The organism is Mesorhizobium sp. FG116, from assembly GCF_057809835.1.
This window is the reverse complement of the sequence record NZ_JBMDKS010000035.1, coordinates 1-23633: the sequence shown is the minus strand read 5'-3', so window position 1 is coordinate 23633 and position 23633 is coordinate 1. Positions and strand designations below refer to the sequence as shown.

General features: G+C 58.5%; 26 protein-coding genes and 1 riboswitch. Of the genes, 18 read left to right on the top strand and 8 right to left on the bottom strand.

From position 1 onward, the window contains the following. Position 1 precedes the first annotated feature (1 nt). The gene (locus ACODTY_RS21020) at positions 2 to 964 is read left to right on the top strand and encodes a type II secretion system F family protein (RefSeq protein ID WP_488996144.1); all 963 of its coding nucleotides are present in this window, start codon (positions 2 to 4) and stop codon (positions 962 to 964) included. A 128-nt stretch (positions 965 to 1092) separates the two neighbouring features. Next, positions 1093 to 1563 (top strand): tetratricopeptide repeat protein, encoded by a 471-nt coding sequence (locus ACODTY_RS21015; protein WP_488996143.1) that lies wholly within the window; start codon positions 1093 to 1095, stop codon positions 1561 to 1563. 50 nt (positions 1564 to 1613) lie between these two features. Here ACODTY_RS21015 and gcvP read toward each other — a convergent pair whose 3' ends face one another. The 6 genes from gcvP to ACODTY_RS20985 all read right to left on the bottom strand — a co-directional run bounded on the left by gcvP (position 1614) and on the right by ACODTY_RS20985 (position 8608). After that, positions 1614 to 4424 carry an aminomethyl-transferring glycine dehydrogenase gene (gene gcvP, locus ACODTY_RS21010; protein ID WP_488996161.1) on the bottom strand — a complete coding sequence of 937 codons (2811 nt, stop codon included), beginning with the start codon at positions 4422 to 4424 and terminating at the stop codon, positions 1614 to 1616. 8 nt (positions 4425 to 4432) lie between these two features. Continuing rightward, positions 4433 to 4801 (bottom strand): glycine cleavage system protein GcvH, encoded by a 369-nt coding sequence (gcvH, locus tag ACODTY_RS21005; RefSeq protein ID WP_488996142.1) that lies wholly within the window; start codon positions 4799 to 4801, stop codon positions 4433 to 4435. A gap of 6 nt (positions 4802 to 4807) precedes the next feature. Further along, positions 4808 to 5908 (bottom strand): glycine cleavage system aminomethyltransferase GcvT, encoded by a 1101-nt coding sequence (gene gcvT, locus ACODTY_RS21000; protein WP_488996141.1) that lies wholly within the window; start codon positions 5906 to 5908, stop codon positions 4808 to 4810. Positions 5909 to 6060: 152 nt separating this feature from the next. Beyond that, positions 6061 to 6147: riboswitch (glycine riboswitch) on the bottom strand. A gap of 117 nt (positions 6148 to 6264) precedes the next feature. Beyond that, positions 6265 to 7056 carry a molybdopterin-binding protein gene (locus tag ACODTY_RS20995; protein WP_488996140.1) on the bottom strand — a complete coding sequence of 264 codons (792 nt, stop codon included), beginning with the start codon at positions 7054 to 7056 and terminating at the stop codon, positions 6265 to 6267. A gap of 1 nt (position 7057) precedes the next feature. Continuing rightward, positions 7058 to 7921: a cytochrome b/b6 domain-containing protein gene (locus ACODTY_RS20990; protein ID WP_488996139.1), complete on the bottom strand. Its 864-nt coding sequence runs from the start codon at positions 7919 to 7921 to the stop codon at positions 7058 to 7060. A 183-nt stretch (positions 7922 to 8104) separates the two neighbouring features. After that, positions 8105 to 8608, bottom strand: coding sequence for a type III secretion system chaperone family protein (locus ACODTY_RS20985; RefSeq protein ID WP_488996138.1), 504 nt, complete (start codon positions 8606 to 8608; stop codon positions 8105 to 8107). A 371-nt stretch (positions 8609 to 8979) separates the two neighbouring features. Here ACODTY_RS20985 and ACODTY_RS20980 point away from each other — a divergent pair, with 371 nt between their 5' ends. The 7 genes from ACODTY_RS20980 (at position 8980) to ACODTY_RS20950 (ending at position 14446) form a co-directional block, all read left to right on the top strand. Further along, on the top strand, positions 8980 to 10179 hold the full coding sequence (locus ACODTY_RS20980; protein ID WP_488996137.1) for a tyrosine-type recombinase/integrase: 1200 nt from the start codon (positions 8980 to 8982) through the stop codon (positions 10177 to 10179). A gap of 285 nt (positions 10180 to 10464) precedes the next feature. After that, positions 10465 to 10647: a helix-turn-helix transcriptional regulator gene (locus tag ACODTY_RS20975; protein WP_488996160.1), complete on the top strand. Its 183-nt coding sequence runs from the start codon at positions 10465 to 10467 to the stop codon at positions 10645 to 10647. Further along, entirely contained in the window at positions 10644 to 10793 is a 150-nt protein-coding gene (locus ACODTY_RS20970; protein ID WP_488996136.1) for a hypothetical protein, read from the top strand. The genes ACODTY_RS20975 and ACODTY_RS20970 overlap by 4 nt, the downstream gene beginning before the upstream one ends. Before the next feature lies 1 nt (position 10794). Further along, complete coding sequence (locus ACODTY_RS20965; protein WP_488996135.1) at positions 10795 to 11433, top strand: hypothetical protein; 639 nt, start codon at positions 10795 to 10797, stop codon at positions 11431 to 11433. Next, positions 11430 to 11714 (top strand): hypothetical protein, encoded by a 285-nt coding sequence (locus ACODTY_RS20960; RefSeq protein WP_488996134.1) that lies wholly within the window; start codon positions 11430 to 11432, stop codon positions 11712 to 11714. The genes ACODTY_RS20965 and ACODTY_RS20960 overlap by 4 nt, the downstream gene beginning before the upstream one ends. A gap of 133 nt (positions 11715 to 11847) precedes the next feature. After that, positions 11848 to 12099: a hypothetical protein gene (locus ACODTY_RS20955; RefSeq protein ID WP_488996133.1), complete on the top strand. Its 252-nt coding sequence runs from the start codon at positions 11848 to 11850 to the stop codon at positions 12097 to 12099. After that, complete coding sequence (locus ACODTY_RS20950) at positions 12083 to 14446, top strand: bifunctional DNA primase/polymerase (RefSeq protein WP_488996132.1); 2364 nt, start codon at positions 12083 to 12085, stop codon at positions 14444 to 14446. The genes ACODTY_RS20955 and ACODTY_RS20950 overlap by 17 nt, the downstream gene beginning before the upstream one ends. Before the next feature lie 442 nt (positions 14447 to 14888). Here ACODTY_RS20950 and ACODTY_RS20945 read toward each other — a convergent pair whose 3' ends face one another. Next, positions 14889 to 15377 (bottom strand): hypothetical protein, encoded by a 489-nt coding sequence (locus tag ACODTY_RS20945; RefSeq protein ID WP_488996131.1) that lies wholly within the window; start codon positions 15375 to 15377, stop codon positions 14889 to 14891. A gap of 1033 nt (positions 15378 to 16410) precedes the next feature. Between ACODTY_RS20945 and ACODTY_RS20940 the strand changes: the two genes are divergently transcribed. The 6 genes from ACODTY_RS20940 (at position 16411) to ACODTY_RS20915 (ending at position 19376) form a co-directional block, all read left to right on the top strand. Further along, positions 16411 to 17070 (top strand): hypothetical protein, encoded by a 660-nt coding sequence (locus ACODTY_RS20940; protein WP_488996130.1) that lies wholly within the window; start codon positions 16411 to 16413, stop codon positions 17068 to 17070. A 116-nt stretch (positions 17071 to 17186) separates the two neighbouring features. Further along, a complete protein-coding gene (locus ACODTY_RS20935; RefSeq protein WP_488996129.1) occupies positions 17187 to 17735 on the top strand; it encodes a hypothetical protein in 549 nt (182 codons plus the stop codon). Further along, positions 17716 to 18321: a hypothetical protein gene (locus ACODTY_RS20930; protein ID WP_488996128.1), complete on the top strand. Its 606-nt coding sequence runs from the start codon at positions 17716 to 17718 to the stop codon at positions 18319 to 18321. The genes ACODTY_RS20935 and ACODTY_RS20930 overlap by 20 nt, the downstream gene beginning before the upstream one ends. Further along, positions 18321 to 18971, top strand: a complete 651-nt coding sequence (locus tag ACODTY_RS20925) for an HK97 family phage prohead protease (RefSeq protein WP_488996127.1) — start codon at positions 18321 to 18323, stop codon at positions 18969 to 18971. Before ACODTY_RS20930 ends, ACODTY_RS20925 begins: the two co-directional genes overlap by 1 nt. Further along, the gene (locus tag ACODTY_RS20920) at positions 18971 to 19213 is read left to right on the top strand and encodes a cold-shock protein (RefSeq protein WP_488996126.1); all 243 of its coding nucleotides are present in this window, start codon (positions 18971 to 18973) and stop codon (positions 19211 to 19213) included. The genes ACODTY_RS20925 and ACODTY_RS20920 overlap by 1 nt, the downstream gene beginning before the upstream one ends. Continuing rightward, complete coding sequence (locus tag ACODTY_RS20915; RefSeq protein ID WP_488996125.1) at positions 19200 to 19376, top strand: hypothetical protein; 177 nt, start codon at positions 19200 to 19202, stop codon at positions 19374 to 19376. The genes ACODTY_RS20920 and ACODTY_RS20915 overlap by 14 nt, the downstream gene beginning before the upstream one ends. A gap of 103 nt (positions 19377 to 19479) precedes the next feature. Here the strand turns inward: ACODTY_RS20915 and ACODTY_RS20910 are convergent, their stop codons facing one another. Further along, the gene (locus tag ACODTY_RS20910) at positions 19480 to 19743 is read right to left on the bottom strand and encodes a DUF982 domain-containing protein (protein ID WP_488996124.1); all 264 of its coding nucleotides are present in this window, start codon (positions 19741 to 19743) and stop codon (positions 19480 to 19482) included. Between the two features lie 119 nt (positions 19744 to 19862). On the opposite strand from ACODTY_RS20910, the gene ACODTY_RS20905 reads away from it, so the two are divergent. The 3 genes from ACODTY_RS20905 (at position 19863) to ACODTY_RS20895 (ending at position 23423) form a co-directional block, all read left to right on the top strand. Then, positions 19863 to 20057: a hypothetical protein gene (locus ACODTY_RS20905; RefSeq protein ID WP_488996123.1), complete on the top strand. Its 195-nt coding sequence runs from the start codon at positions 19863 to 19865 to the stop codon at positions 20055 to 20057. Next, entirely contained in the window at positions 20047 to 22119 is a 2073-nt protein-coding gene (locus ACODTY_RS20900; RefSeq protein ID WP_488996122.1) for a tape measure protein, read from the top strand. Before ACODTY_RS20905 ends, ACODTY_RS20900 begins: the two co-directional genes overlap by 11 nt. 845 nt (positions 22120 to 22964) lie before the next feature. Beyond that, positions 22965 to 23423, top strand: a complete 459-nt coding sequence (locus ACODTY_RS20895) for a hypothetical protein (RefSeq protein WP_488996121.1) — start codon at positions 22965 to 22967, stop codon at positions 23421 to 23423. The last annotated feature ends 210 nt before the right edge of the window (positions 23424 to 23633 follow it).

The following is a 23633-nucleotide window of genomic DNA, read 5'->3' as shown; positions in this document are numbered from 1 at the left end:
GATGGAAAGCTTCGTGGAATTCCTCGCCTTGTTGAGACCGACATCCCTGATGCCGGTGGCGGCTCTGCTGCTTCTCGCGGGCGGTGGGGCGGTGGTTTGGCCATTGGTAGCTGCGAAGGGAAATCGTGACGACGTCAAGCGCAGGCTGCGCGTGGAAGACAAGACGCCTCAGCAGCAGAACGAACCGGCACCCAAAAGAAACACGAGTGCCGTGCGCGAAAAAGCGGCGCGGACTGCGCAGGAATTTTACGCCCGCAGCGATCCGGAAAATGTTGCGCGACTGCGCATGAGGCTTATCCAAGCCGGATATATGGACCCGCGCGCCACAGGCATGTTCTTCCTGATACGATTCTGCTGTTTCATAGGCGCGGCACTGGCCGCATTCATCTTCAATGAATGGCTGGCCAACGCCGATGCCACGGCCACCAGCCGCTGGGCATTGGTGATCATGTCGGGCGCAGCAGGTTATTTCCTTCCAGGCTTGGTGCTCGGCCAGAAAATCCGCGAGCGCTCCCGCGAATACCGCAACGGGTTCCCGGATTTCATGGATCTCATGATCGTGTGTTCCGATGCGGGTATGAGCATGGAAGCAGGGATCGAACGGGTATCGCGCGAGCTTGCAAACACCTATCCGTCGCTCAGCCAGAACCTGCAGCTTGTCTCCTTGGGATTGCGCGCCGGGCGCAGTCTGGACGATGCGCTGAAGGCGCTGTCGGACCGGCTAAGCCTGGATGAAGTGCGCTCTTTCGCCACCTTGCTGCAACAGTCGAAAGAACTCGGAACCAGCCTGTCCGGGGCGCTCAGGGTGTTCTCGGACGAAATGCGGCACAAGCGCATGTCCCTTGCCGAAGAAAAGGCGCATGCGCTTCCCGCAAAGATGTCGGTGCCGGTCACCGTGTGCATTCTGCCTGTGGTGCTGATGATCGCAATCATACCGATCATCGTGAAGATGACTTCACAGTAAGTTGGATGGTTAATGCGCGCTTTGCAGGGCGTGTTAATCTGCGCGCACTTTGGCACCGAAGTTTAATCGCTCGCCTCTAATATACGATACGAAAACGACCCGCCGAAGCGGGCGATTGGGGCAGGGGCATGCGTCACGGACTTTTCATGGCAACGGCTGCGATGGTTGCCGCCATCGCACTGGCAGGCTGTACGACAACTTCTGTAGACGCGACGAAGACGACTGCGATCGACGCTATGCCTGAAAGCGTAGAGGTGTCCGATCTTGCATCTGGTAAGGCCCAGTTCCGTGATGGCAACTACGGACTTGCAGAAAAGCACTTCCGAAAGGCGGTTGAACTGCAGGCGGACAACGCCGAGGCATGGATGGGTCTTGCCGCTTCATACGATCAACTTGGCCGCTTCGACTTTGCCGACCGTGCCTATGATCAACTCTTGAAGGTGGCCGGCCGCAAGCCGCAGATCATCAACAACATGGGTTATTCGCAACTGTTGCGCGGAAATAAGAAGAAGGCGAGGGCGCTTTTTCTTGAGGCGCGCAATGCCATGGCCGATACCACGGTCGTTGATGCCAATCTGGCGCTGCTCGACAAGGCATAAATCGCGGGGGCGAGTGAAGAAGGCCGGCGCATAGCGCCGGCCTTTTTCAATTATTCGGCCGCACCGAGATATTCGGTAACCGGCGGGCAGGAGCAGACGAGATTGCGGTCGCCCGCGACGTTGTCGATGCGCGAGACCGGTGGCCAGTATTTGGTGCCGGTGTCGGCGTCCCCGGCGGGGAAGGCTGCCTCAAGCCGCGAGTAGGGACGCTTCCAATCGCCGGCCAGCGCCTCGGCTGCTGTGTGTGGGGCATTTACGAGGGGATTGTCGTCCTTGGGCCACACGCCTTTTTCCACTTTCTCGGCTTCGCAAGCTATCGCGATCAACGCTTCGCAAAGACGGTCAATCTCGCGTTTCGGCTCGGATTCGGTTGGCTCCACCATCAATGTCCCCGCGACCGGGAATGACATTGTCGGTGCATGGAAACCGTAGTCGATAAGCCGTTTGGCGATGTCGTCGACAGTAATGCCCGAGCTTTCCTTCAGTACGCGGGTGTCGAGGATGCACTCATGCGCGACGCGTCCGCTGCGGCCCCGGTAAAGAACCGAATAGTGGTTGCCCAAACGCGCCACCAGATAGTTGGCCGACAGGATGGCCATTTCGGTTGCCTGCTTCAACCCGTCCGGACCCATCATACGGATATACATCCATGTGATTGGCAAGATGGAAGCACTTCCGAATGGTGCGGCAGCCACGGCATGTGCCGAGCCTTCGGTCACATGACCGGGCAGATAAGGCGCAAGGTGTGCCTTTACCCCGATCGGTCCGATGCCTGGACCGCCGCCGCCATGCGGAATGCAGAAGGTCTTGTGCAGGTTCATGTGGCAGACGTCGGCGCCGATGTCGCCGGGGCGGGAAAGGCCGACCAGAGCGTTGAGGTTGGCGCCGTCGAAGTACACCTGGCCGCCATGTTCGTGGACAATGGCGCAGATGTCCTTCGCGCCTTCCTCGAACACGCCGTGCGTCGAGGGATAGGTGAACATCAACGCCGCCAGATTGGCCGCGTTGGCGGCAGCCTTGGCTTTCAGGTCCTCGATGTCGATGTTGCCATCTTCGGTGCAACGAACAACAACCACCGACATGCCCGCCATCGCCGCACTGGCCGGATTGGTGCCGTGTGCGGAGGAGGGGATCAGGCAGATATTGCGGTGCCCCTCATTGCGCGAAAGGTGGTAGCCGCGAATGGCAAGCAGGCCCGCATATTCGCCCTGGCTGCCGGCGTTCGGCTGCAGGGTCACGGCGTCGAAACCGGTGATCTCGCAGAGCCAGCCTTCCAACTGGTCGATCATTTCGCGATAGCCTGTCGAATGCGCCTTGGGCGCAAACGGGTGCAGGTTCGCGACACTCGGCCAGCTAACCGGCATCATTTCAGCGGCTGCGTTCAGCTTCATGGTGCAGGAGCCGAGGGGAATCATCGCGCGGTCAAGCGCCAGATCCTTGTCGGCGAGTCTGCGCAGGAAACGCATCATGTCGGTTTCCGAACGGTTCTCATGGAATACCGGCTGGCTCATGAATTCCTTGCCGCGCGGCTTTCCGGGCATGGTGCTGGAAGATTTTCCCGCCTTGGCTCCGAACAATGCAGCAATCGCAGCGACATCGTTTTGGTTCGACGTCTCGTCGAAGCTGATGCCGATACGATCTGCATCAATAGCGCGCAGCAGTCGACCACCCTTTTCGGCTTCCTTTGCGATCTGCGCGGCCTTGCCTTTGATCTCAACCGTCACTGTATCGAAGCGGTTTTCACCCACCACACTCAAGCCTGCGGCCTTGAGACCGTCAGCGAGGCTGGCAGCAAGAGCGTGGATACGGCTTGCAATGCCTTGCAGACCCGAAGGCCCGTGCCAGATTGCATATGCGGCCGCCATGTTGGCAAGAAGTGCCTGCGCCGTGCAGATGTTTGAGGTCGCCTTGTCGCGACGGATATGCTGCTCGCGCGTTTGCAATGCCAGTCTGTAGCCTGGGCGGCCATGGGCATCGACCGACTGGCCAACGAGGCGTCCCGGAATAAGCCGCGTCAGCCTGTCGGAGACAGCGAGATAGGCAGCATGCGGTCCGCCGAAGCCCATCGGAACGCCGAAGCGCTGCATCGAGCCGACGACGATGTCGGCTCCCTGTTTGCCTGGCGCTTCGACGAGCGTCAGCGCCAACGGGTCGGCAACCGCAATGACCAGCGCGCCGGCCGCCGCAGCCTTGTCCACGATATCTGCATAATCGCCAAAAACACCGAACGTATCCGGCCACGGAACGATGACAGCAGCCGTCTGTTCGTCGGCTTTATCGCCTTCTACCTTGATGCCCAGTGGTTCGGCGCGCGTCTTGACGACATCCAGAACCTGCGGATGCAGCGAACCGGCGACGATGATGTTTGGCCGTTTGCCGTAGTGGAAGCGCCAGGCGATGCCAACGGCTTCAGCGACGGCGGTTGCCTCGTCCAGAAGCGAAGCCGACGCTACCGGCAGGCCGGTTAACTCCGTCACCAGTGTCTGGAAGTGGAAGAGAAGCTCCAGCCGGCCTTGGCTGATCTCTGCCTGGTAGGGTGTATAGGCCGTGTACCAGGCGGGGTTCTCGAACAGGTTGCGCTGGATCACGGGCGGCACGTTGACGCCGTGATAGCCGGTGCCGATGAAGCTCTTGAGAACGGTATTCTTCGCCATTATCGCCGATAGCTCGGCCAATGCATCCGCCTCGCTGGCGGGGGCAGGCAGGTTGAGCGGGTTCTCCAGCCGGATCGAGTTAGGCACGGCCTGACTGATCAGCGTCTCGACTGACGGAACGCCGATCGTGGCAAGCATGGCGCGAGTGTCATCCGGGCCCGGCCCTATGTGGCGGGCCGTGAAAGGGTAAGGTGCCGTTGTCATGATGCCACCATTCAGCCGATATGGGCTTTGTACGCGGCTTCATCCATGAGGCCGTCGAGCTGGCTTTTGTTAGAAAGTTTCATCTTCCAGAGCCAGCCGTCGCCGGTGGCGGCCGAATTGACGAGAGCCGGGTCGGAGCCCAGAGTTTCGTTGGCTTCCGTCACCTCACCGTCGGCAGGCGCATAGACGTCGGATGCTGCCTTGACCGATTCGACCACGACTGCGGTATCGCCCTTTGTAAGGCCTTTGCCGACCTGAGGGATTTCGACGAACACGATATCGCCAAGCTGTTCCTGCGCGTAGTCGGTAATGCCGACCGTTGCCACGTCTCCTTCAACGCGGAGCCATTCGTGGTCTTCGGTAAAATACGTCGTTGCCATGAGGATTTATCCTTTGCGGTAGCGATGAGGAAAAAACGGAAGGGAGTGGACGGTGAGCGGCACCTTGGTGCCGCGCACATCTGCGAAAATTTGGGTGCCGTTGGCGGCAAGCGGAGCGGCGACGTACCCCATTGCAACCGGAAATCCGGTCGAAGGGCCAAAGCCGCCGGAAGTCACATGTCCGGCGGCTTTGCCCTCGGCATCTACCAGTGCTGCCCCCGCACGCACCGGCTGCCGACCTTCTGCCTTCAGGCCGACCCGCTTTTGAAGTGGGCCGCGCGCCAAAACCGCCCGCAGCGCATCCGCGCCGACGAACTTGCCCGAGACGCGTATTTCTTTCGGAATGGCCCACATCAAGCCCGCATTAACCGGATTGATCTCGGGCGTGATGTCATTGCCATGCAGGCACAAGCCGGCCTCAAGACGCAGGCTGTCGCGGGCTGCCAAGCCGACCCATGCCACGCGATCGTCTCCGAGAAGCCTGGTTACAAGCTCGCGCGCATCCTTTTCCGGAAGGCCGACCTCGAACCCGTCTTCGCCTGTGTAGCCGGAGCGGGTCATGAACCAGTTTTCGCGCGGTTCGATGCCATGCATGAACAGGAGCGAGCCCGTTTCGATGCCGGCTCGCGACAGTGCCGCCCACGCATCGGGACCCTGTAGGGCGAGGAAGACGCGATCGAGCGGATCAATCGTGACGGCAAGGCCTCCGGCCAGCTTCCGAAGATGTGCCTCATCTTCGGAGGCGTTGCCGGCGTTCGCCACCACCATGAAGCGGTCGTCGCCGAGCCGCGTGACGATGAGGTCGTCGATGATGCCGGCGGCCTCGTTGAGCAACAGCGTGTATTTCGATTGCGAGATTGCGAGCGCGTCCGCCTGCAGCGGGCAAGCTTTGTCGAGCAAGGCTACGGCATCCTTGCCCCGCACCTCGAACAGTTTCATGTGCGAGATATCGAACAGGCCCGCATGATCGCGGGTATGCAAATGTTCCTTCATGACGCCGGCCGGATAGGTCAGCGGCATGTGCCAGCCGGCAAATGCTCCGAAGCGCGCTCCAGCTTGAATGTGCAAGTCTTCGAGGGGTAGGTGTCTTACTTCATCGCCTGCCATGACTTCTCCAGAACAACACGAAATCGACCGCAACGTGCGGCCAGTCCGTGCCCCTCTGTCTGAAGCCTGAGAGACTCGCGCAACCGGAACTCTGTCGGCGGCGCTTACACCTTCGGCGCGGGGTTTTCGAAGCCCCGACTTTCCAGAGTGTCGTTCTGCCTACGGTTCTTTTGCCTGAGAGATTTCGGGCTATTTCCCCTTCGGCGGCAGCTTTCGCTGCTCTCTCCCGCAAACAGTTGAGGCCAAATCAGCCTCCGACGCGTGAGTCCATAGCCTAGTCGCGACGACTTGTCACCTCCAGGCGACATGCTGGCCTAAGTGTTTTTATCACCGACATAATTCGCGACGACTATTCCTCAGATGCCGCCATACCAATCGTAGCCGTAGTCTTCCCAATACCCGCCGCGCCCGCCTCCGATCGACGAAAACGAAGATACCAATTCGACCTTGTGGATGTACTTTGGCATCTTGTAGCCGAGCTGCCTTTCCACGCGAACGCGCAGGGGCGCGCCATTCTCTACCGGCAGCGGCTTTCCGTTCAACCCATAGGCGAGAATGGTTTGCGGGTGCCGCGCATCAACGAGATCAATCGACCCGTAGTATTTGATCTCGCCGGATAGGCTGCGGTCGATGGTGTCGAGGCAATGAAACACGACATAGCGTGCTTCCGGCTTGACCACCGCTTCGTCGAGCACATGCGCGAGCGGCGTGCCGGTCCACTTGGCAATGCAACTCCACCCTTCGACGCAGTCGTGACGTGTGATCTGCGTGCGGCTGGGCATGGCGAGGATCTGATCGCGCGTGAGCGTCAGAGGTTTTTCCACCAAGCCGCCCACCTCCAGGCGCCAGTCGGCAAAATCCTTGGCCATGAGACCCTTGTAGAATTCGTCATCCGGGGCGGTAACGCCGTTGGGCCGCATAGGCTGGCGGATGTCGGCCTCGGTGAACTCCTGCGCAAGGGCATCGCGTCCGGCAAGCAAGCGTTGCGTATGCCAGGTCAAATCGTTAGCGTTTTCGAGAAAGCTGCGCAGTGGCGCACCAATGCGCAGTTGGTTGTCGAAGACATCACATCCCGTGAGCGCGACGCTGGAGGCGCCAATGCCGGCTGCTGTGAGGAATTTTCGGCGGTTGAGCATGATTTTACCCATCTCACGCCCCGCGCTTGGTGTTCGGCCTCGAGGGGGCGGGTGGATCGGTTCGATACCAGCCGGTGACGATCGAGCGCAGTTCGTTAAGCGGGCCGGCAGCCAGGATCATCGCCATGTGAATGAAGAAGAACGCGACCAGCATCAGCATCACGACGAAGTGGATGGTCCGCGCGGTCTGCCGGCCGCCAAACAGATCAGGCAGGAACGGCAGCACGGAATTCATGCTTGGCGACATGGTCAAGCCGGTGAGGATCATCAGCGGCATGAGTATGAACAGCACACCGGCGTAAGCGAGCTTCTGCAGCACGTTGTAGTCGTGGGTGTGATGGAATCTCAGTCGGACATGGTCGGCAATATCGCGTGGTAGCTTGCGCAGGTCACTGGCGCGAGGCGCGAGGTCACGCCTGAAATGTCCATTGAGCAAACTGGCCACCAGCCAAACGAGAAGTGTTATTGATAAAAGCCACGCGAAAAAGAAATGGATCACGCGTCCAGTGCCAAGATCGTAATAGGAGGGCACCGTTAGCCACGAAGGGAAGGCTCTCTGCCGTTCCTGGCCGGGCGGTCCTGACCAGCCGAAGACACCTGTGGTATCGAATCGCTTACCGAAGATTTCGGTGAAGCCGCGAGGTCCTTCGGGAGAGTCGACCGCGCCTATGCGAAGGATCGTATTGTCATAGGTAAAGCCTGATTCCGCGCCGATGTAGAGCTGCGGACGGGCGTTGAATATCTGCAGGCCGCTGAGCAGCAGAAATAGCAGCGAGATGGCCCAGAGCCAGTGGGTAAGCCGCGTCCATGCGGATTGCCGGTAGACGAGCGGCCCCTTTTCCAATGGGTCTAACTCGGCGATTTCGGTGCTGCGCAAGGTGGCACTCATGTCGAAAATCCCTCGGACGGCCAGGTGAAACCATGCCTTGTGGTTCCGACACTTTAATACGTGCAAAGGGGTGATGCTGTTTCAGTTATTCACGAATATGTGTGGAAGAGGAAGGCTGCGCCAAGCGCGTCCCTCGATGCCCATGAAGGGCATCGTTTCCGGCGCTGGAAGTCAATGCCAGCCGATATAGGTCGTAAATTCGCTCATCAGCGTATCGAAGCGCTCGAGATTTTGCGAAAGGTTATCGGCTGAGACGCCGCCGCCGCAGTCGATCAGATAGTCGAAATAGGTATTGTCCTTGCTGTTGGTAGCGCGACCTGCAACCTTTTTGTTGTTCCACTCGAGGGCCTTGTCCTGCATCGCCTTGTCGGTCTTTAGACTGGTTTCGAACTGGACGCGTCGGCATCTCTGCTGGTCGCCTTCGCAATTGTAGAAGTAGACCCAGAAATTCAAGCCGGAGGCCTTGCTGTCGATGATGGGCTTATTCTCGCTGTCCACGCCGACTTTGGCCTGGTAGCCCGCTTTGCTCATTATGCCTTCCATTTCATCGACCGTTACGCCGTCGAGCAAGGCGGGAGCCGCTGGCTTGTCCTGAACAAGAGTGAAGGTTTCGGCGGCTGCACCACTTGGAACAGCAAGAGCAAACAAGACTGTCAGGAAGGTATGCCGCGACATCGTCGTCCCCCCTCAAGGATTGCCGAGCTCCATATTAGCACCAGCTTGCAGAGATGCACATCCTCCGGGCTGCGTGATGTTGGGCTAGATCGGACCGGCTAGGGCACTGGGCATGTGCAGGCCAAATGGCAGCGAAGACGCGGCAACTCGCATCGAATGAAGGGGGTTAGTCGTTCAAATCTGGAAAGTATCAACTTCCTGATCGGAAGTGGCTCCCCGGGCCGGATATTTTTTAACGTCCATGACGTTCCATAACGTCCACCATATTGCCTGTAACTACCTGAAAATAAACATTCTGCTTGTCCATTGCGTCCATAGTGTCTACAGCTAGCGCATTACCCAATAGCGGGGAAAAAGCGGGGAAAGGCACGATGGGGAGCCATACTCGGAACGTCCTGACAGTAAAGCAGATTACCGCCAGCAAGGCGAAAAAGCTGCGCGATGGCGGCGGACTATGGCTGGTCACGAAAGGGCAGGGCCGTTACTGGATCCTCGACTACCGCCACAACGGTAAGCGCCGCGAAATGGGCATCGGACCGCTGCACACCATCGGGCTTGCCGAAGCGCGTCAGAAGGCTGAAGCTGCGCGGCATCTGTTGCGGCAGGGCATTGACCCAACCGAACATCGTGCCGTCGAGACAATCGAAGTTGCGCGCCCCGCTGCCAACGTGAAGACGTTCGGCCAGTATGCCGACGACTATATTGACGCTGCCGTGAAAGCCCATCGCTGGCGCGGAGCGAAGACCGAAGCGGGGTGGCGAAACTCGCTCGGCAACCATGCGGCGGCGATCCGTGGCAAGGCGCTGACCGACATTGGCGTAACGGAGGTGCTTGCCGTCCTTCGGCCGCTTTGGGGTGAAAAACAAGAGACAGCGGAAAAGCTGCGCGAGCGTCTGGAGCGCGTTCTTGACTCGGCGCGTGTCGAAGGGCTGCGCAGCGGTGAGAATCCGGCCGTGTGGAAGGGCAATCTTGAGCATGTCTTGCACAAGCCCGACGCGCTCACACGGACGACGCACCATGCCGCGTTGCCACATGTGGCGGTTTCGCCCTTTATGAAGAAGCTAGCTGCAATCGACGGAATCGGGGCGAGGGCGCTGGAGTTTACAATCCTGACGGCCTGCCGCAGCGGCGAAGCGCGAGGCGCGACCTGGGATGAGGTTGATCTCGATGGCGCTGTTTGGACGATCCCCGCCGGCAGGATGAAAGGCGGAAAGGCACATCGCGTGCCGCTTTCCGACGCTGCTATGTCGATCTTGCGCGCCATGAAGACGAAGCGCCTTAACGACATTGTCTTTCCCGGCGTACGGGATAAGAGACCGCTTTCCGATATGTCGCTGGCGAAGGCGCTCAAATCAGCCGGGGGCGGCGCATTCACCGTCCACGGTTTTCGATCGACGTTCCGTGATTGGGCGACAGAGGTAGCACAAGCACCACGGGAGGTTGCGGAGGCGGCACTGTCCCACGCAGTCGGAGACGCCGTCGAGAGAAGCTATGCGCGTTCCGATGCGTTGGAGCGGAGGAGGGCGCTTATGGTGGATTGGTCCGAGTACTGCTCGGGCAAGAAAAAATAAATTTTGCCTTTTTCGTCCATTTCGCCTATATCGTTCATAGCGATGTTTTCGCGAATTCGTAGCCTTGCGCCCGAAAGGGAATGCCCGCTGCGTCGGGAGGCTTCCTCCTGGAGATGGACGTGCTTCCAGATGCACGAGGCGCCGGCCCTTCCTGTCGGTGTTTAACCCGGACAGTCCGTCCGGCTTTCTCCACCGATACTCATCACACCCGTACTGCGCCCTGATTCCGCTCGGATTCTGTGCGCTTCAAAGGAGGACCACTTGCAACACGCAAATGACAACGCGGTGCTCGTTTCGTTGAACGACGCCGCCAGGATGACTTCGCTTAGCCGCAGCATGTTGAATAGGTATCGTGCCGAGGGGCGGTTCCCTGTCGCAGTCTCACTTGGAGAGAGGCGCGTCGCCTTCGTGCGCAGCGAGGTCGAGGCTTGGATTGACCAGCGCATTGCGGAGAGGGCGGCGGCATGAAGCTTCCCCAACGATTCGACGCCACCGAGGACCGCCATTTCGTTCGCGAAGCCGAACCCGGCGAATTCGACGACATGCTGGAGGATTGTCACGTTTTCACGGACGAGGAAATCAGGCAGATGGCAGAAGAGGCTGCGGAGGCATAGCATGGCGCTCTGTTTCCTCTACACAGACCTTGATCCGGACGCTTCGTCCGTCCTGCGCCTGTGCGCTGTCGGTATCCGCAAGCGGCTTAAGCGGACGGCTACCGACATGATCGCGACCGGACGCGACCTTCTGAAAGCACGGGGCGCAGTCAATCTCGCCACCTTCGCCAGATGGTGCGAATTGGAGTGCGGAATTAGCGTTCGATCGGCCCAGCTTTTTATTCGAGCTGCCGAAGTTTTCGGTGAGCGACGCGAAATTTTTTCGCAAACTTCTCCCAGCAACCTGATGAAACTGGCCGCTCCGTCGGTTCCTGATGAAGTCCGCGAGCGGCTGGTTGATCGCATCGTCGGAGGAGAAAAAATCAAGACTTCGACGATCGCCGCCGAAGTTCGTGCCGCTCGCACGAACGTCGAAAAGCCAGCGACCGAGTGGGACGTCGAGCGGGAGGTGAAAGCCGCAATGAGAGCCGCACGTCGAAAGGCAGAGAAGCCACATATCAATCAAAACGCCGATGACGAGTTAGTGCTGTCGGACTTTTACGCCGCTTGGGGAGTTCTGCCGGAACGCCTGCGTGTTGACGCCCTGCGCGAGATCGGGGCGGAAACTTACATCATGCAGACGATGGAGAGTCCGCGATGAAGCGGGACGCAAACATGAGGTACGGACAGTACGAGCCGGGGCACTTCGAAATCCTCGATCAGCTTCCCGCCATAATTCGGCGCGCCTTGGCGGAGGCGGACTACGACTGGCAGACGGGCTGGGTGTTTGAGTATTACAAGGTCACGGGATCTGCGCCAGAGACGATAGCAGAAATCCGCCGCGCCGATATCAGGAGCCATGATGGTATCGCAAAGAAGGAGCGGCGAACGGTATTCGACAAGCGGGGGAGGCCCATACCGATGAAGAATAGTATTCTTTAGAAGTGGAATTATAAGAGAATTATTAGAATAATATTCTAAAAATGTGAGATACTGTTACCATAACAACCAAGAGCCGCACTAAGCGGCCATCCCGCGCCCATAGGGCGCTCAATACAATCGGAAAAAGCAACACATGGAACTTTTATCGCTGACTCGGCTCAACGGGCCGGGAAACACTCTTGCGCTCGCCTGCGTACAGGTGACGCCGGACATTCGCGTTAACGGCCTTCGGCTGGTCCGCGCGACCAATGGCGACATGCGCATCTACTCACCTAATGCCAACGGCACCTCAGCCCTAAGCTTCGCTCCTGGCGCCATCGCTGAATTGAAGCAAATCATCATCGACGCATATGGGAGCGCGACCGCCAATGACCGCCATCGCTAAAAAAACAGACCCTCTCGTCGACCTTCGCGTCAACCTGATAGAGAACGGCTATCGTTACGTCCCTGTGAAGGGCAAAGGCCCCAAGATCACCGGCTGGCCGAACTTCCCGCAGGATGTTGCCGAGGTAGCGCGCAAGGCCCATCAGCACCAGGATCATCCGAGCACAGGCATCCTCACCGGCGAGGTCGTAGCCATAGACATCGATGCGCCGGATCCTGCGACCGCGGAGAAGCTCATCGAGCGCCTGCTCCAGATCCCCGGCGCATCACCTGCACCCTGTCGAACGGGGAAGGCTCCGAAGTGCCTCTTTATGTTCCGTGCGACCGAGCCGCGTAAGAAGCTGGCGACCGCCGAATACATGGTCAACGGCGAAAAGTGCCAGATCGAAGTGCTCGGCGTTGGGCAGCAGTTCGTCGCCTTCGGCAACCACGCCGGAACCGGAAAGCCGTACACGTGGATGGGTGGCGATCCGCTGACTGTTCCGTTCGATGATCTGCCAGCGATTGAGCCGGCTGACGTCGACGCCTTCTTGGCAGACGCCGAAGCCATTCTCTCCGAGGTTGGGGAGCCGGTTCGCAAGGTTGCCTCGAAACCTACCCACGCCGCACCAACTGGCAGTTTTTGGCAGCGCGTCAACACCGCCGCCCTGGCGCGGCCAGAGGCGTGGGTGCCTACCCTATACAGTGGCGCAACTCGCGAAGCCGGAACCGGCGCTTGGCGAGTCACCAGCAAGGAACTTGGCCGACCGCTTCAGGAAGACATTAGCATTCACCCTGACGGGATACAGGACTTCGGCGAGGAGAAACCCTCAACACCGATTCAACTCGTAGTCGACTATGGCGGTGCCGCAAATCCGAAGGACGCGGCGTTCTGGCTCTGCAGCCAGATGGGCATCGATCCTGCGAACTTGGGCTGGGAGGCGCGCCGGCCTGTGTCCGTGCGGTTCGGTGGGGCGTCGGTTTCGCTGACTGCAGACAATGACGATGAGCCGCCGGAACTTGCAGACACAAAGCTTCCGTCAATCCTGCAGACAGGGACCACGCTTACCGACTTCACCCACCCAGGCGGTCTTGTCGAAGACCTAACCGACTGGATTGTGTCGTCAGCCGAACAGCCATCACGGGAGCTTGCGCTGGGTGCCGTACTGGCATTTATCGCTGCGCTCGGAGGTCGACGGTACAGCACAACCGCGCGCGATACTCGTGCCAATTGTTACATCGTTGCGCTTGCGGAGTCTGGCTTTGGAAAGCAGCACGCACGGGATCAACTCGACCGAATTCGCACTCACGGCGACGGCTATCTCGACCGCTACTTTGGACCGGCACGCATCATGTCCGCCTCAGCATTGCGTAGCGCTCTGGAGCGCTGGCCTTCGCTGGTGTGCCTGGTCGACGAGTTCGGCGGATTGATGAAGGATATTCTGGACAAGAGGGCTGGCGAGCACAAACGCGGCATATCCGTGGATCTTCGCGATTTCTTTTCGGCTTCCGCAACCAGCTTTGCAGGCGCCGAATATGCGAAAATGAAGGCGGTACGCATAGAAAACCCCAATCTGAATATTTACGGAACGGCAACGCCGGGGCAGTTCTGGTCAGCCTTGTCATCTGCGTCTTCCGAAGATGGCCTGCTGCCCCGGCTTTTGCTGTTCAACGTTGTGGGCGAGTCGGACATGGTTGAGCCTCAGCGCCATGTTGATGATGTGCCGCGGGAGCTGGTGGAGCGGCTGTATCCGATCGCAGGAATACAGACGAAGATCGACGGGCCTCGCAGTCTTGGCCGGATACTTGATGATGCCGAGCGCGAGGGTGGCAAGAAGCCGCTGCCCGCCACAGTGGTCCAATGGACCGACGAGGCCGAAGCCGCGCGCAAGACCTTTAAGGAGCATGAAGTCGATGCTGCGAGGAAAGCGACAGAGCTTGTAGCGCCGTTCATTCACCGGCTCACCGAGCATGCCATCAAACTGGCGCTGATCGTGGCGATCGCCTCGACCAAGCGAGAAGGCAAGACCAGGACGCGGCCGCTTATTGACCTACCAAAATGGCAGTGGGCGTCAGGCTTGGCGACGGTATGCGTCGGCGACATGGTTCGCGCCGTCGAGGAGTTTGTTGCCGATAACGAACGGGAGGAAATGTACAAGCGCATCGCAGCGCTGTTGCAGAAGGCTGGAGACGCTGGCCTGCCCCGAAGCGTTGTCATCGACAAACTTCCCAAGAGGTTTGGGCGGCAACTCCGTGAGGAGGTGCTGAGCGATATGATCGAGTCCGGTCGGGTCAAAGAGGTCGAACAACAGTCTGCCGGGGGAACCAAAGGCGGCCGGAAGAAGCTGCGCTTGGTGTGGAGAGGTTGAGTTTCTTCCGGTTTCTTCTTTGCCCAAAAAGAAGAAACTCAAACGCGAAAACAACATATAATCAATGAGTTAATTCTCTAAAAGGTAGTTTCTTCTTGTTCTTTGGCATTTGGGGGAGATTTCGTTTTTCTTCTACCCCTCAGAAAAAAGAAGAAACTGGCTTTCTCATTCTAAGCCATTGATATTCAACATAAAATCAGGGCAGTTTCTTCTTTTTTGAGTTTAGGAAGAAACTGCCCGCAAGGAGCCAGCATGCCTGACGCTACCACCGATGAACCACGCGACATGACCGGTCGCCCTGTCACTGTGGCCAGACCTAAGCTTGGCCGCCGCATTAGCTGGCAAGAGCTGTTCCGTCAGCGGCCGGATCTGCGTCCTGATAATGATGACGGGAGGAAGAGAAACGAGGCGGCCTAGTGTCGACCTGCAATGGATTTTGGACCTACCCGACCAGTCTCAAAAACATCCAGCCGCCCGCGATTAGACACGCGATCGAAGCAACAACGGCGAGAATCGCCACTACTCTTGCTACATGAGCGGCCACATTCCACCGTTTTGATGCAGTCGTCTCCTCCACGAATGGATGCTGCCAGTGATACTTTTCCTTGGAAAATGCTTCGGAAAAGAAGATCTGACTAAAATAAGCTAGGCCCGGAGCTATCACAGTGAGCAGAAGACTCATGAAAAGCCAGAAAAGGATACTGTTAAAGGTAGCCAAATTAGTCGGATCACTTGCCAGGCGGGAGAAGTTAGCACTGTAAAAGCCAAGTGCAGCGGCGACACCGCCTGCAGCCACTAACGCTGGCGCACGCATGGCTGCATTGGCGAAAGACAGCACTTGGTTGCCAGTAGATTCAATGGCCTTACGGCGCGCATCATGCTCGCGCTCGGCACTCCTGATCCGGCTATCGTATTCTTTCTCAGTTTCCATAACGCTTTGCTATTTCAATGACCCAGCCATAACGCCGCCGTTGCGGCCAAGTAAGAAATTCCAATCATAAGATAAGCGATTTGAAGGTAGGTCATTCGGTCATCCTCCGAAAAAGGCGACCTTCCATATACTACGCTTTTTTCCTGCCCAATACCTGAAACTGAACCACGGTCTTGGAATTCTTACCCAAGATATTGTCATGGTCTGACAAAAGGAATGAGCTACCCACCAACACGATGGCGCGAAGCAGCGGGAGGAGCGGGCGATGCCTGCCGGGGTGTGGACCTAGCCCCCCCCATCCGATCTTTGGAGATCGGTTTGGCTAAGGACCGGCGTGGTAGCCACGCGCAACTTTTTTTCTCAGTTTTGATTTTTAATCAAACCGCAGCCCAAGTTTATTTCTCCACCGCCGTTGCCGTTTGGCCTCTTGCGACCCTAACTCCCCCACATACACCACCATCACAGCCGACCTGCCAAGCAGGCGGCGCGCCGGCTACGAACGGCAAAGCTACTAAGAGGGACTTCATTGACATTCAACCGAACTGCCGCGCTGCCGGCGGGCCATCGCCTGTACACGTCGCCATCCACCCTAAGGGGCTGGCGCGAAGCGTGTGCTGCCAACGACAACTACGAGTCACGCGGTAGGCCGTGCACATGGCCAACGGTGCCGGGTGATTGGACTACATCGCAAAGTCTTAATCGTAAGGTTGCACGGACGGAGCCTCAGACGGATAGGCAATACTGGATAGGCTCGACCGCTGCCAACGACAATCGACCGAGCGCTCGCTGGACCGGCGAGCCAAACTACGGCCCCGACGACGACTACATCGCGCGAAAGGCCAACCCGGGCGCCAGTCGGCAATATGAAGGTGACATCCTATCCAGGCTTGTGGCCGAAGGAGACGTCGAGTCGGCTTTTGTCCTTCGTTCAGTGGGCCAGTTGTTGTCGCCATCTGGGACCGCAGCGGCCAACGACAACCTAGCGGATGGCGCCGACCTCGAAGCTGGTGACGGCTTTGGATTGGACTACGCCATGGAGCAGGACGAAGCAGAGGCTGTCGTCGACTTGTATTCCGATACAGGGCGTCTTCCCGACGGAGCCTTCAAATTTCGCCAGCGCAGCGGCGCTGGTGGATGCAAGCTGGCAGCGAAGCATCGGAGGGAAGAACGGGAGGGGCTTTACACCGACCGCTACCTCGCACTTCGCGGCGTAGCTGCGTTACCGACTCAGCAATATTTCAGCGACGGATCCACATGGTGGCGCTCGTTGGCGCCAATGAACGGGGCGAATATACGGGAGCTCGCTGCGGCGTGCGACCGCACCGATTGGGGGCGAGTGACGTGGATAAAGTACCGCGCAATGGGTGCTCGCGTGTACGGGGCGTTGAGCATCTATAGCGAAGCCAAAGGTATCGGCGAAGGCAAAGCAACCGCCCCTGAGCACCATGTTGCGCAAGAGGTGCGCAGGTCGGAAATGGAAAAAGAGTTTCGGGCCGGAATGTCGGAACGCTCGATGATGCTCATCGATGCCGCACTCGCACGAAACAGCTACACCGGAATAGCGGCGATTGACGGGACGTCTAGGAACGGCGCCAAAAAAGCGATGAAAGCCGCAATTCGCGAGGCGTGGGAGGTAGTCTCCCGCATCACCGGCGAAAAAATGCCAAAACTGAAAGAAAAGTCGGCGGCCTAGTGCCGTTTCATCGGTTGCCATTACGGTAACAATAGGAAGTCATCTTCCCTAGTAGCAGCACCTCAGCCGCCTTCGGGCGGCTTTTCTTTTCCTCTCCAATTTACGAAAGCCAGAAAATGGAAAAGCAGCGCGTTCTTTCGCGCGATGTCATCTCTATTGTTGCGCGCGAAACTCAACTGGCGCCCGCGCTTATCCGGCAAGTCGTCGCAGCCTTAAAGGCTCGCGACAGGATCGGCACAGGGCGCCCCATCTCACCACCGACGACGCCACGGGACATTGCCCGAATATTGCTAGCGCTTTCCGCAGGCACACCCGGCAAGGCGGTCGACACCGGCGACCGCGTCGGCTCGTTGCCGCTACTGCTTGGCGACGGCGAACCTTCCGCAGAGGGCGAGATCGTCGCCATTATCGAACGGGCCGCAGGCTGGCGCGATGGCGATATCAATTTTCGGGAAGGTTCAATCCTGATCGCACCCGACGCGGAGATGGTCGACATCAGAATTCGACACTACGGCGCAGAAACGCTGATCCGGAACTACCGCGCGACGCCGAGCAAAGCAGCGGGCGCCGCTTACTTTTTCAACATTCCAATGGCTGTCGTCGCTCGAATTGCGCGCGACATCCTTCCGATAGAAAGGACCACAAATGGCAAAAGCCACGATTAATTACGACAAGCCAATTCCCGCGGCCGAGGACGTTTCCGAGGAGCTTCGGAAACTCCTGGAGCGCGAAGCGACTCTACGCGCCGAACTGTCCCGCCTCGACCAAGAATCGTCCACCATCCGCGATGAAATCAACCTGGAAATGAATCGCGACGCGCACCGTGATGCCGTCGACGCACTCCTGCGCGGCGTCGAGTACGAGCCGCCTCTGGCCACGCGGGAGAAGATGTCCCAGATCGCGAAACGCCGTCGACTGGTCAACGACGCGTTGCATGAGATATCTGCCCAGATCCGAGAGGAGCGTTCGCGCGCCTCGCGTTTGGTTGCGTCAGAATTTCTGCCGGAGCAACGCGAATGCGCCGCTGAGTTTTACCTTCACATCGCCAACGCTGCCCGCGCTCATGTTCGCTTCGCGTGCATGCGCCAGCGGCTGGAGCGCGCGGGCATCGAGAGCGGCGTGCTGCACGATTTTGGCCGTGACCTTTTCGGCGTTGCCGGCAAGCGTGACGACCACGCTGCCTATGCGTTTCGCGATGCGGTGAAGCGCGGATACGTCAAGGAAAAAGAGGTCCCGGAAGGTTACTTGTGATGGCGAGAGAGTACTATGAAACCCGCGCGGAGTTGCCGGAGATTCAATACTCGGTAGGTCCAATCCTTTCGGTCGGCGGAGTGTCTCAAAAGGTCCGCGGCGGATTGTCGGTCGTCAAGTCGAGCAGCGTCAACGACGCGCTGCAGGGCTACGTTGTCCGCTACAATAAGCCCCATGCTTTCAATGGCGGCGTCGACGTCTTTGTGAAGGGGTGTTTTGACGCTAGCCTTGCGAGCCGGAAGCGCGTCGGTTTCTGGATTGCCCACGAAAAGGGCAGCGAGATCGCATCGACAGACGGAAATCTTGAACTGATGTCTGACGACACGGGTCTGGCTTTTAGGCTCAACAATCCGCCGGCGATCCTGACCACCGAGGTGCGAAATCGCAAGCTCACTGCGATGTCGGCCGGTTACAAGCTGCTGGCGCGGGAATTCAAGACGGTCGCGGGCGAGCGTGTCCAGTTCATCCACGAATGCGACCTCGATGAGATTTCCATCTGCCGGGCGGGTGCGGTGCGGCAGGCGTTTATTGACGTAATCGACACCCGCCAGCGCGGGAGTCTGAGGGATGACGTGAAGGCTCGCCGCGTTCTGGCCGATGGTGCGCACGTCGCCCTGATGCGGGCGCTCCAGAAATTGGGAGATAACTAATGGCGGAAGGACGCATAACCTCATGGGACGAGGCGCGGGGCTTCGGCTGGTTCAAAACGTTGGACGATTTCAGTGCCGGCGGCGTGTTTGTTCACATCTCCAAAATGCCGCGGCGGACAGCGCCTCTCCACGGTGACGAGTTCTCGTTCGATATCGAACGGGATTCCCGTGGCCGCAAGTATGCGCGAAACGTGCGGCTCATATCCGCAGCGGTGACCGAGGCGCGTCGTGTTTGCGGCTGAATTGGAACGGCTCGCCACTGCAGTTCAGTTCCTGGTGCCGTCGCACGGCGATCCTGAGCGTTTCCATATCGACAAGGCCGAGATCGTCAACGCGCTACGCGACCTTGCTCACCGCAGCGGCGAGGGAGGCCGTCGATGGTGGAGGTCGGATCGACCGGCATGACCCACCCCGGACCTCGATCTTCCAGACCTCGTGGTCCCTAGGACCGGCGTGGGAGCATTGTGTGCGCATCCACAATTCAAATGTTGACCCTATGTGCCACAAACTATTCCGTTGATAGCTCATCATTCGCCAGAATATGCGTCTCCTTCGCGGCAGCGATGAAAGCATTTCTGGCGGCAGTTGCCTTCGTTGCGTCTTCCATTGCCGCACGACAGGCGTGGTGTGCAGCACGAACGGTCATGGAACCGTTTGCGGCCATCCGCTCCCGTAAGATCTCATCCGCATCGCGGGCGTTGAATATGTTTCGAATGCTTCCGAATAGCCCCACTGTGACCGGCACGGGGGCCGAAAACCAACCTTCAGACATGGCAGCGACTCCAACTCTTGGTGTCTGAAACGCGCAATCCGGTCGGAAGTTTCACGCTCGCGGTTTGTTGAACCGACAACATTGGCCAGTCGGCTGCGGGCTTTTTCATAGGATAAAACATGGACCACTTTGACATCGCGCACGCTTCTGCGTCGCGCATCGCCGGCGCGTGTGTTGCGCTTGGCATTGATCCGACAATCACCGCAGACGCGCTGATAACCGTCGCGCTTGCCCTTTGGGCGTCTGAAACCGCCCGGCTTCCCGACGCCATCGATCTTCTGACGATTTGGGCGGGAGTCCGTGATGGCCGCTGACCTTGAAAAACTCGTGGTCAGCCTGAGCGCCGACATCAAGAAATACGAGAATGCGCTTAACAAGGCGATGGGCGTAACCAACCGGCAGGCCAAGGCCATTGAGAGCCGGTTCGCCAAGATGAACAGGCGCGTCGCGTCGTCGATGTCGTTCAGCGGCAGCTTCGGCCGCGGATTGGTCGGTGGCGTGGCTGCAGGATTCTCCGCACAGGGCGTTCAACAGTTGCTCGACAGCGCGACGAAAATTCAGAACTCGTTGAAGTCCACGGGCATTTCCGGCAAGGAGCTTGAGCAGGTTTACGACTCCCTGTTCGTGTCGGCACAAAAGAATGCTGTTCCACTTGAAGCACTTGTTACCTTGTACGGTAGGGCCGCTCAGCAGCAGAAGGAACTTGGTGTATCGAGCGCCGACCTCGTCAAGTTCACAGACAACATTGGGCTTGCACTGCGCGTGGCCGGCACGGACGCAACAACAGCATCGGGGGCGTTGCTCCAGCTTGGTCAGGCGCTGGGATCCGGCACCGTCCACGCTGAAGAATTCAGCTCGATCCTGGAAGGCGCACCGACTATCGTTCAGGCTGCGGCCGCAGGTATCGATGCCGCCGGCGGTTCGGTCGCAAAGCTCAAACAACTGGTCGTTGACGGACAGGTATCATCGAAAGCCTTTTTCGATGGATTCGAGACCGGCGCGGCGATCCTCAGGGACAAGGTGGCGGGATCGGAGATAACGGTCTCTGCCGGCTTCGCCCGGTTGCAGAATGTGCTTGTTGACGTGGCTACCCGCATCAACGACAGCACCGACGCCAGCCAGATACTGGCAAACTTTCTGAGTGGCCCTCTGTCTGATGCGATCCGCGACGTCGGCGGGATATTTTCTTGGGCGGCCGAAGGACCGATTGGCCAGTTTATCGACTACTTGAACAAGGCGGTTGATGCGGCCGTGCAGGCATCCGCGGACCTCGGCCAAGCCACCGGACTTGCGAAGATTGGCGAGCGGTTCGGCGCCAAGCCATACATCGGCCAGGGCCGCATACAGGATCGTATCGATGGCGCTTTTGCAGGCACCGCAGCGCCTAAATCCAGTCGAGCCGGAACTGAACTGACGGTGAGCAATGGCTCGGTCGTTAAGCCAATCACGCTCGCAGACTACCCTGTCACCGGCGGCAAGTCCGGCCGTTCCCGCGCCGACCGCCAAGACGACCTGCAGCGCGAGATTGAGCAGATCAAGGAGCGCACGGCTGCCATTCAGGCTGAAACGGCTGCGATGGCCGGCATCAATCCGCTGATCGATGACTATGGTTATGCGATCGAGAAAGCGCGCGCCAAGCAGGACTTGCTGACCGCTGCGCAGAAGGCCGGTATTGCGGTTACGCCGCAGCTTGAAGCGCAGATAGACTCGCTGGCTGAAGGCTATGCCAATGCCAGCGTAGCGGCCGAGCAGTTGGCTGAAAGCCAAGACAAAGCACGCCAGACCGCTGAAGAAATGCGCGATCTGGGCAAGGATGTCATGGGGGGCTTTATCCATGACCTTCTCGACGGCAAGTCGGCCGCCGATGCGCTAGCGGGTGCGCTCGGCAAGATCGGTGACAAGCTGCTCGATATGGCCATGAACGACATGTTCGGCGGCGGCGGCTCCGGCGGCGGCTTCCTTAGCGCGTTGTTCGGAGGCGGGCAGTCGTCGTTCATTCCGGGCATCCTGTCCGGCGCGCGTGTTGGCCTGTTCCATAAAGGCGGGACTGTAGGCCGCGGCGGCTCGTCGACAACGGTTCATCCCGGCGTCTTCGCTGGCGCACCGCGTTACCATGGCGGTGGCGTTGCGGGGCTAAAGCCCGACGAAGTTCCTGCGATCTTGCAAAAAGGCGAGGTTGTGTTGCCGAGAGGGGCGCAAAGCCCATCTAGCGGCACCACCTTCGCGCCTGTCTACCACATAGACGCACGGGGCGCCGATGCTGCAGCTGTGGCGAGACTTGAGGCTGGTTTGAACAAGGTTAATCGCGAGATGGATTCGCGCGTTCAGGCGAGCGTGCGCAGCGCGCAGCAGCGGAATGTGAAACTGGGAAGGTAGGCTTCTAAGAGGCCACCACCGCGATAAACGCAAGCACCGTTACTGCTGCGACCAATAGCATGTAGCGGATCCTGTGTGGTGTTGCCGGTGGCGTGTCCCCTGGCAGTGCCTCATGGGCTTCTTGCACTGCTGGTCGTTCTGGATGGAGTTGCACAATGCGATCGCTGTATTGGTGCGCATTCCATGGCCCGATTTCCGCAGGTGATGGGTGCCACTCGGAATGTGCGTCCTGTTTCCGGCGCGTTTCCTCGTCAAACTGAAACCGACGCGCTCCTCGCCAATTTGCCTGGAAATCTTCTTTTGCCATGCCTGCGTTATACGCCGGTCTGGCTAAAGCTCGATTGAATGGTTTCGTAAAATTGGAGCGGCATTGTTGCGGGTGGAAATTGCAATCGCTGTGTAGAAACTCAACGGAATGTTGCGTTTTGCGACTTATCCGTTGTCATCATGGCAACACCATATAGTATCGTCGTGCACCCGAACGGGAGATGGGTGCAACCATCTCCCGCCTGCGGGCGTAGCGCCATCTGGCGTGTGAGGTCTGCGGTTCCAGTCTGTGTCAAAGACCCCGCAGACCTCAGCCAGCACCAATCAATCTATAGGAAGCCGCACATCTGTGTCGCACTGAGGGGGTCTTTCCCACAAGGATTTTGTTCACTGTGTGTTCTGATAGACATGGGCAAGATCGAGTCAACCGCTGGTGGCGGGATAAGCGAGGCGAAGAGGGACGAACTGTGGGCGTGGGCTCGTGGTAAATGGTGAAAACGTCCATGTTGACCGCGAGACTTGGCTGTTCTCAATTTAAACAATGTGAGCGAACATGATGCTCAAGGTGGATGGGAAAAATGGCCAACAAACTTAATCTCTATCAAATAATCACAGGCGGTGCGTCAATAATTGCTGCTGCAATTGCAGCCGCTATTTTCACTCAGATGCTGGGCCAAGCGGAGACTCTCGGTAAACATACGGAAAGATTAAATGGCGTAGACGCCGCTATCGCACGACTAGAAGGCGCAGTGATGAAACGCTTTGATACGCTAGATCAATCTATGGCTAAAATTGGCACTCGCATCGATGCCTCCTCGATTGATCTTGGTGCAGTCATTGCAAAGCTGGGAATAGTGAAATCGAACGAGGTCTTCGACGCCGCCGTCTATGACGGATCGGTATGGGCATTCCCGGCGGATGCTTCGGTTTCATCGAAATTTGAGCAGGCAGGCATTCCCCGAGAGCAGGTAAATAGTGCGCTTTTTGGGTATCGAGTGATGAGCCTAGATGCCATCACCCCGAATAAACAGCAATAGCGCGTTCACCGTGTACATTCATTGACTTTCCAAGGAATACGTTCCTATTTCGTGTTATGGCACGAACTAAGCGACACGCCTCCATAGGCACACTGACGCTTGAGCGCATCGAGCGGTCAGTGGGCCTGTTGCGCGGCGAGATTGCCGCAGCCCAGGTTGTCAATGACCGCGGAATCGGGACCCTTTTTTTTCATGTAAAAGGGACCCCGG

What these genes read in the sequence shown, in the direction of transcription:
- ACODTY_RS20895 (WP_488996121.1), top strand. Translation starts at nt 22,965, where the DNA reads ATGGCCAACAAACTTAATCTCTATCAAATAATCACAGGCGGTGCGTCA.
- ACODTY_RS20980 (WP_488996137.1), top strand. Translation starts at nt 8,980, where the DNA reads ATGGGGAGCCATACTCGGAACGTCCTGACAGTAAAGCAGATTACCGCC.
- ACODTY_RS20935 (WP_488996129.1), top strand. Translation starts at nt 17,187, where the DNA reads ATGGAAAAGCAGCGCGTTCTTTCGCGCGATGTCATCTCTATTGTTGCG.
- ACODTY_RS21015 (WP_488996143.1), top strand. Translation starts at nt 1,093, where the DNA reads ATGCGTCACGGACTTTTCATGGCAACGGCTGCGATGGTTGCCGCCATC.
- ACODTY_RS20905 (WP_488996123.1), top strand. Translation starts at nt 19,863, where the DNA reads ATGGACCACTTTGACATCGCGCACGCTTCTGCGTCGCGCATCGCCGGC.
- gcvH (WP_488996142.1), bottom strand. Translation starts at nt 4,801, where the DNA reads ATGGCAACGACGTATTTTACCGAAGACCACGAATGGCTCCGCGTTGAA.
- ACODTY_RS20930 (WP_488996128.1), top strand. Translation starts at nt 17,716, where the DNA reads ATGGCAAAAGCCACGATTAATTACGACAAGCCAATTCCCGCGGCCGAG.
- ACODTY_RS21020 (WP_488996144.1), top strand. Translation starts at nt 2, where the DNA reads ATGGAAAGCTTCGTGGAATTCCTCGCCTTGTTGAGACCGACATCCCTG.
- ACODTY_RS20920 (WP_488996126.1), top strand. Translation starts at nt 18,971, where the DNA reads ATGGCGGAAGGACGCATAACCTCATGGGACGAGGCGCGGGGCTTCGGC.
- ACODTY_RS20940 (WP_488996130.1), top strand. Translation starts at nt 16,411, where the DNA reads ATGGAGCAGGACGAAGCAGAGGCTGTCGTCGACTTGTATTCCGATACA.
- ACODTY_RS20985 (WP_488996138.1), bottom strand. Translation starts at nt 8,608, where the DNA reads ATGTCGCGGCATACCTTCCTGACAGTCTTGTTTGCTCTTGCTGTTCCA.
- ACODTY_RS20965 (WP_488996135.1), top strand. Translation starts at nt 10,795, where the DNA reads ATGGCGCTCTGTTTCCTCTACACAGACCTTGATCCGGACGCTTCGTCC.
- ACODTY_RS20910 (WP_488996124.1), bottom strand. Translation starts at nt 19,743, where the DNA reads ATGTCTGAAGGTTGGTTTTCGGCCCCCGTGCCGGTCACAGTGGGGCTA.
- ACODTY_RS20945 (WP_488996131.1), bottom strand. Translation starts at nt 15,377, where the DNA reads ATGGAAACTGAGAAAGAATACGATAGCCGGATCAGGAGTGCCGAGCGC.
- gcvT (WP_488996141.1), bottom strand. Translation starts at nt 5,908, where the DNA reads ATGGCAGGCGATGAAGTAAGACACCTACCCCTCGAAGACTTGCACATT.
- ACODTY_RS20970 (WP_488996136.1), top strand. Translation starts at nt 10,644, where the DNA reads ATGAAGCTTCCCCAACGATTCGACGCCACCGAGGACCGCCATTTCGTT.
- ACODTY_RS20900 (WP_488996122.1), top strand. Translation starts at nt 20,047, where the DNA reads ATGGCCGCTGACCTTGAAAAACTCGTGGTCAGCCTGAGCGCCGACATC.
- ACODTY_RS20950 (WP_488996132.1), top strand. Translation starts at nt 12,083, where the DNA reads ATGACCGCCATCGCTAAAAAAACAGACCCTCTCGTCGACCTTCGCGTC.
- ACODTY_RS20925 (WP_488996127.1), top strand. Translation starts at nt 18,321, where the DNA reads ATGGCGAGAGAGTACTATGAAACCCGCGCGGAGTTGCCGGAGATTCAA.
- ACODTY_RS20960 (WP_488996134.1), top strand. Translation starts at nt 11,430, where the DNA reads ATGAAGCGGGACGCAAACATGAGGTACGGACAGTACGAGCCGGGGCAC.
- ACODTY_RS20955 (WP_488996133.1), top strand. Translation starts at nt 11,848, where the DNA reads ATGGAACTTTTATCGCTGACTCGGCTCAACGGGCCGGGAAACACTCTT.
- ACODTY_RS20995 (WP_488996140.1), bottom strand. Translation starts at nt 7,056, where the DNA reads ATGGGTAAAATCATGCTCAACCGCCGAAAATTCCTCACAGCAGCCGGC.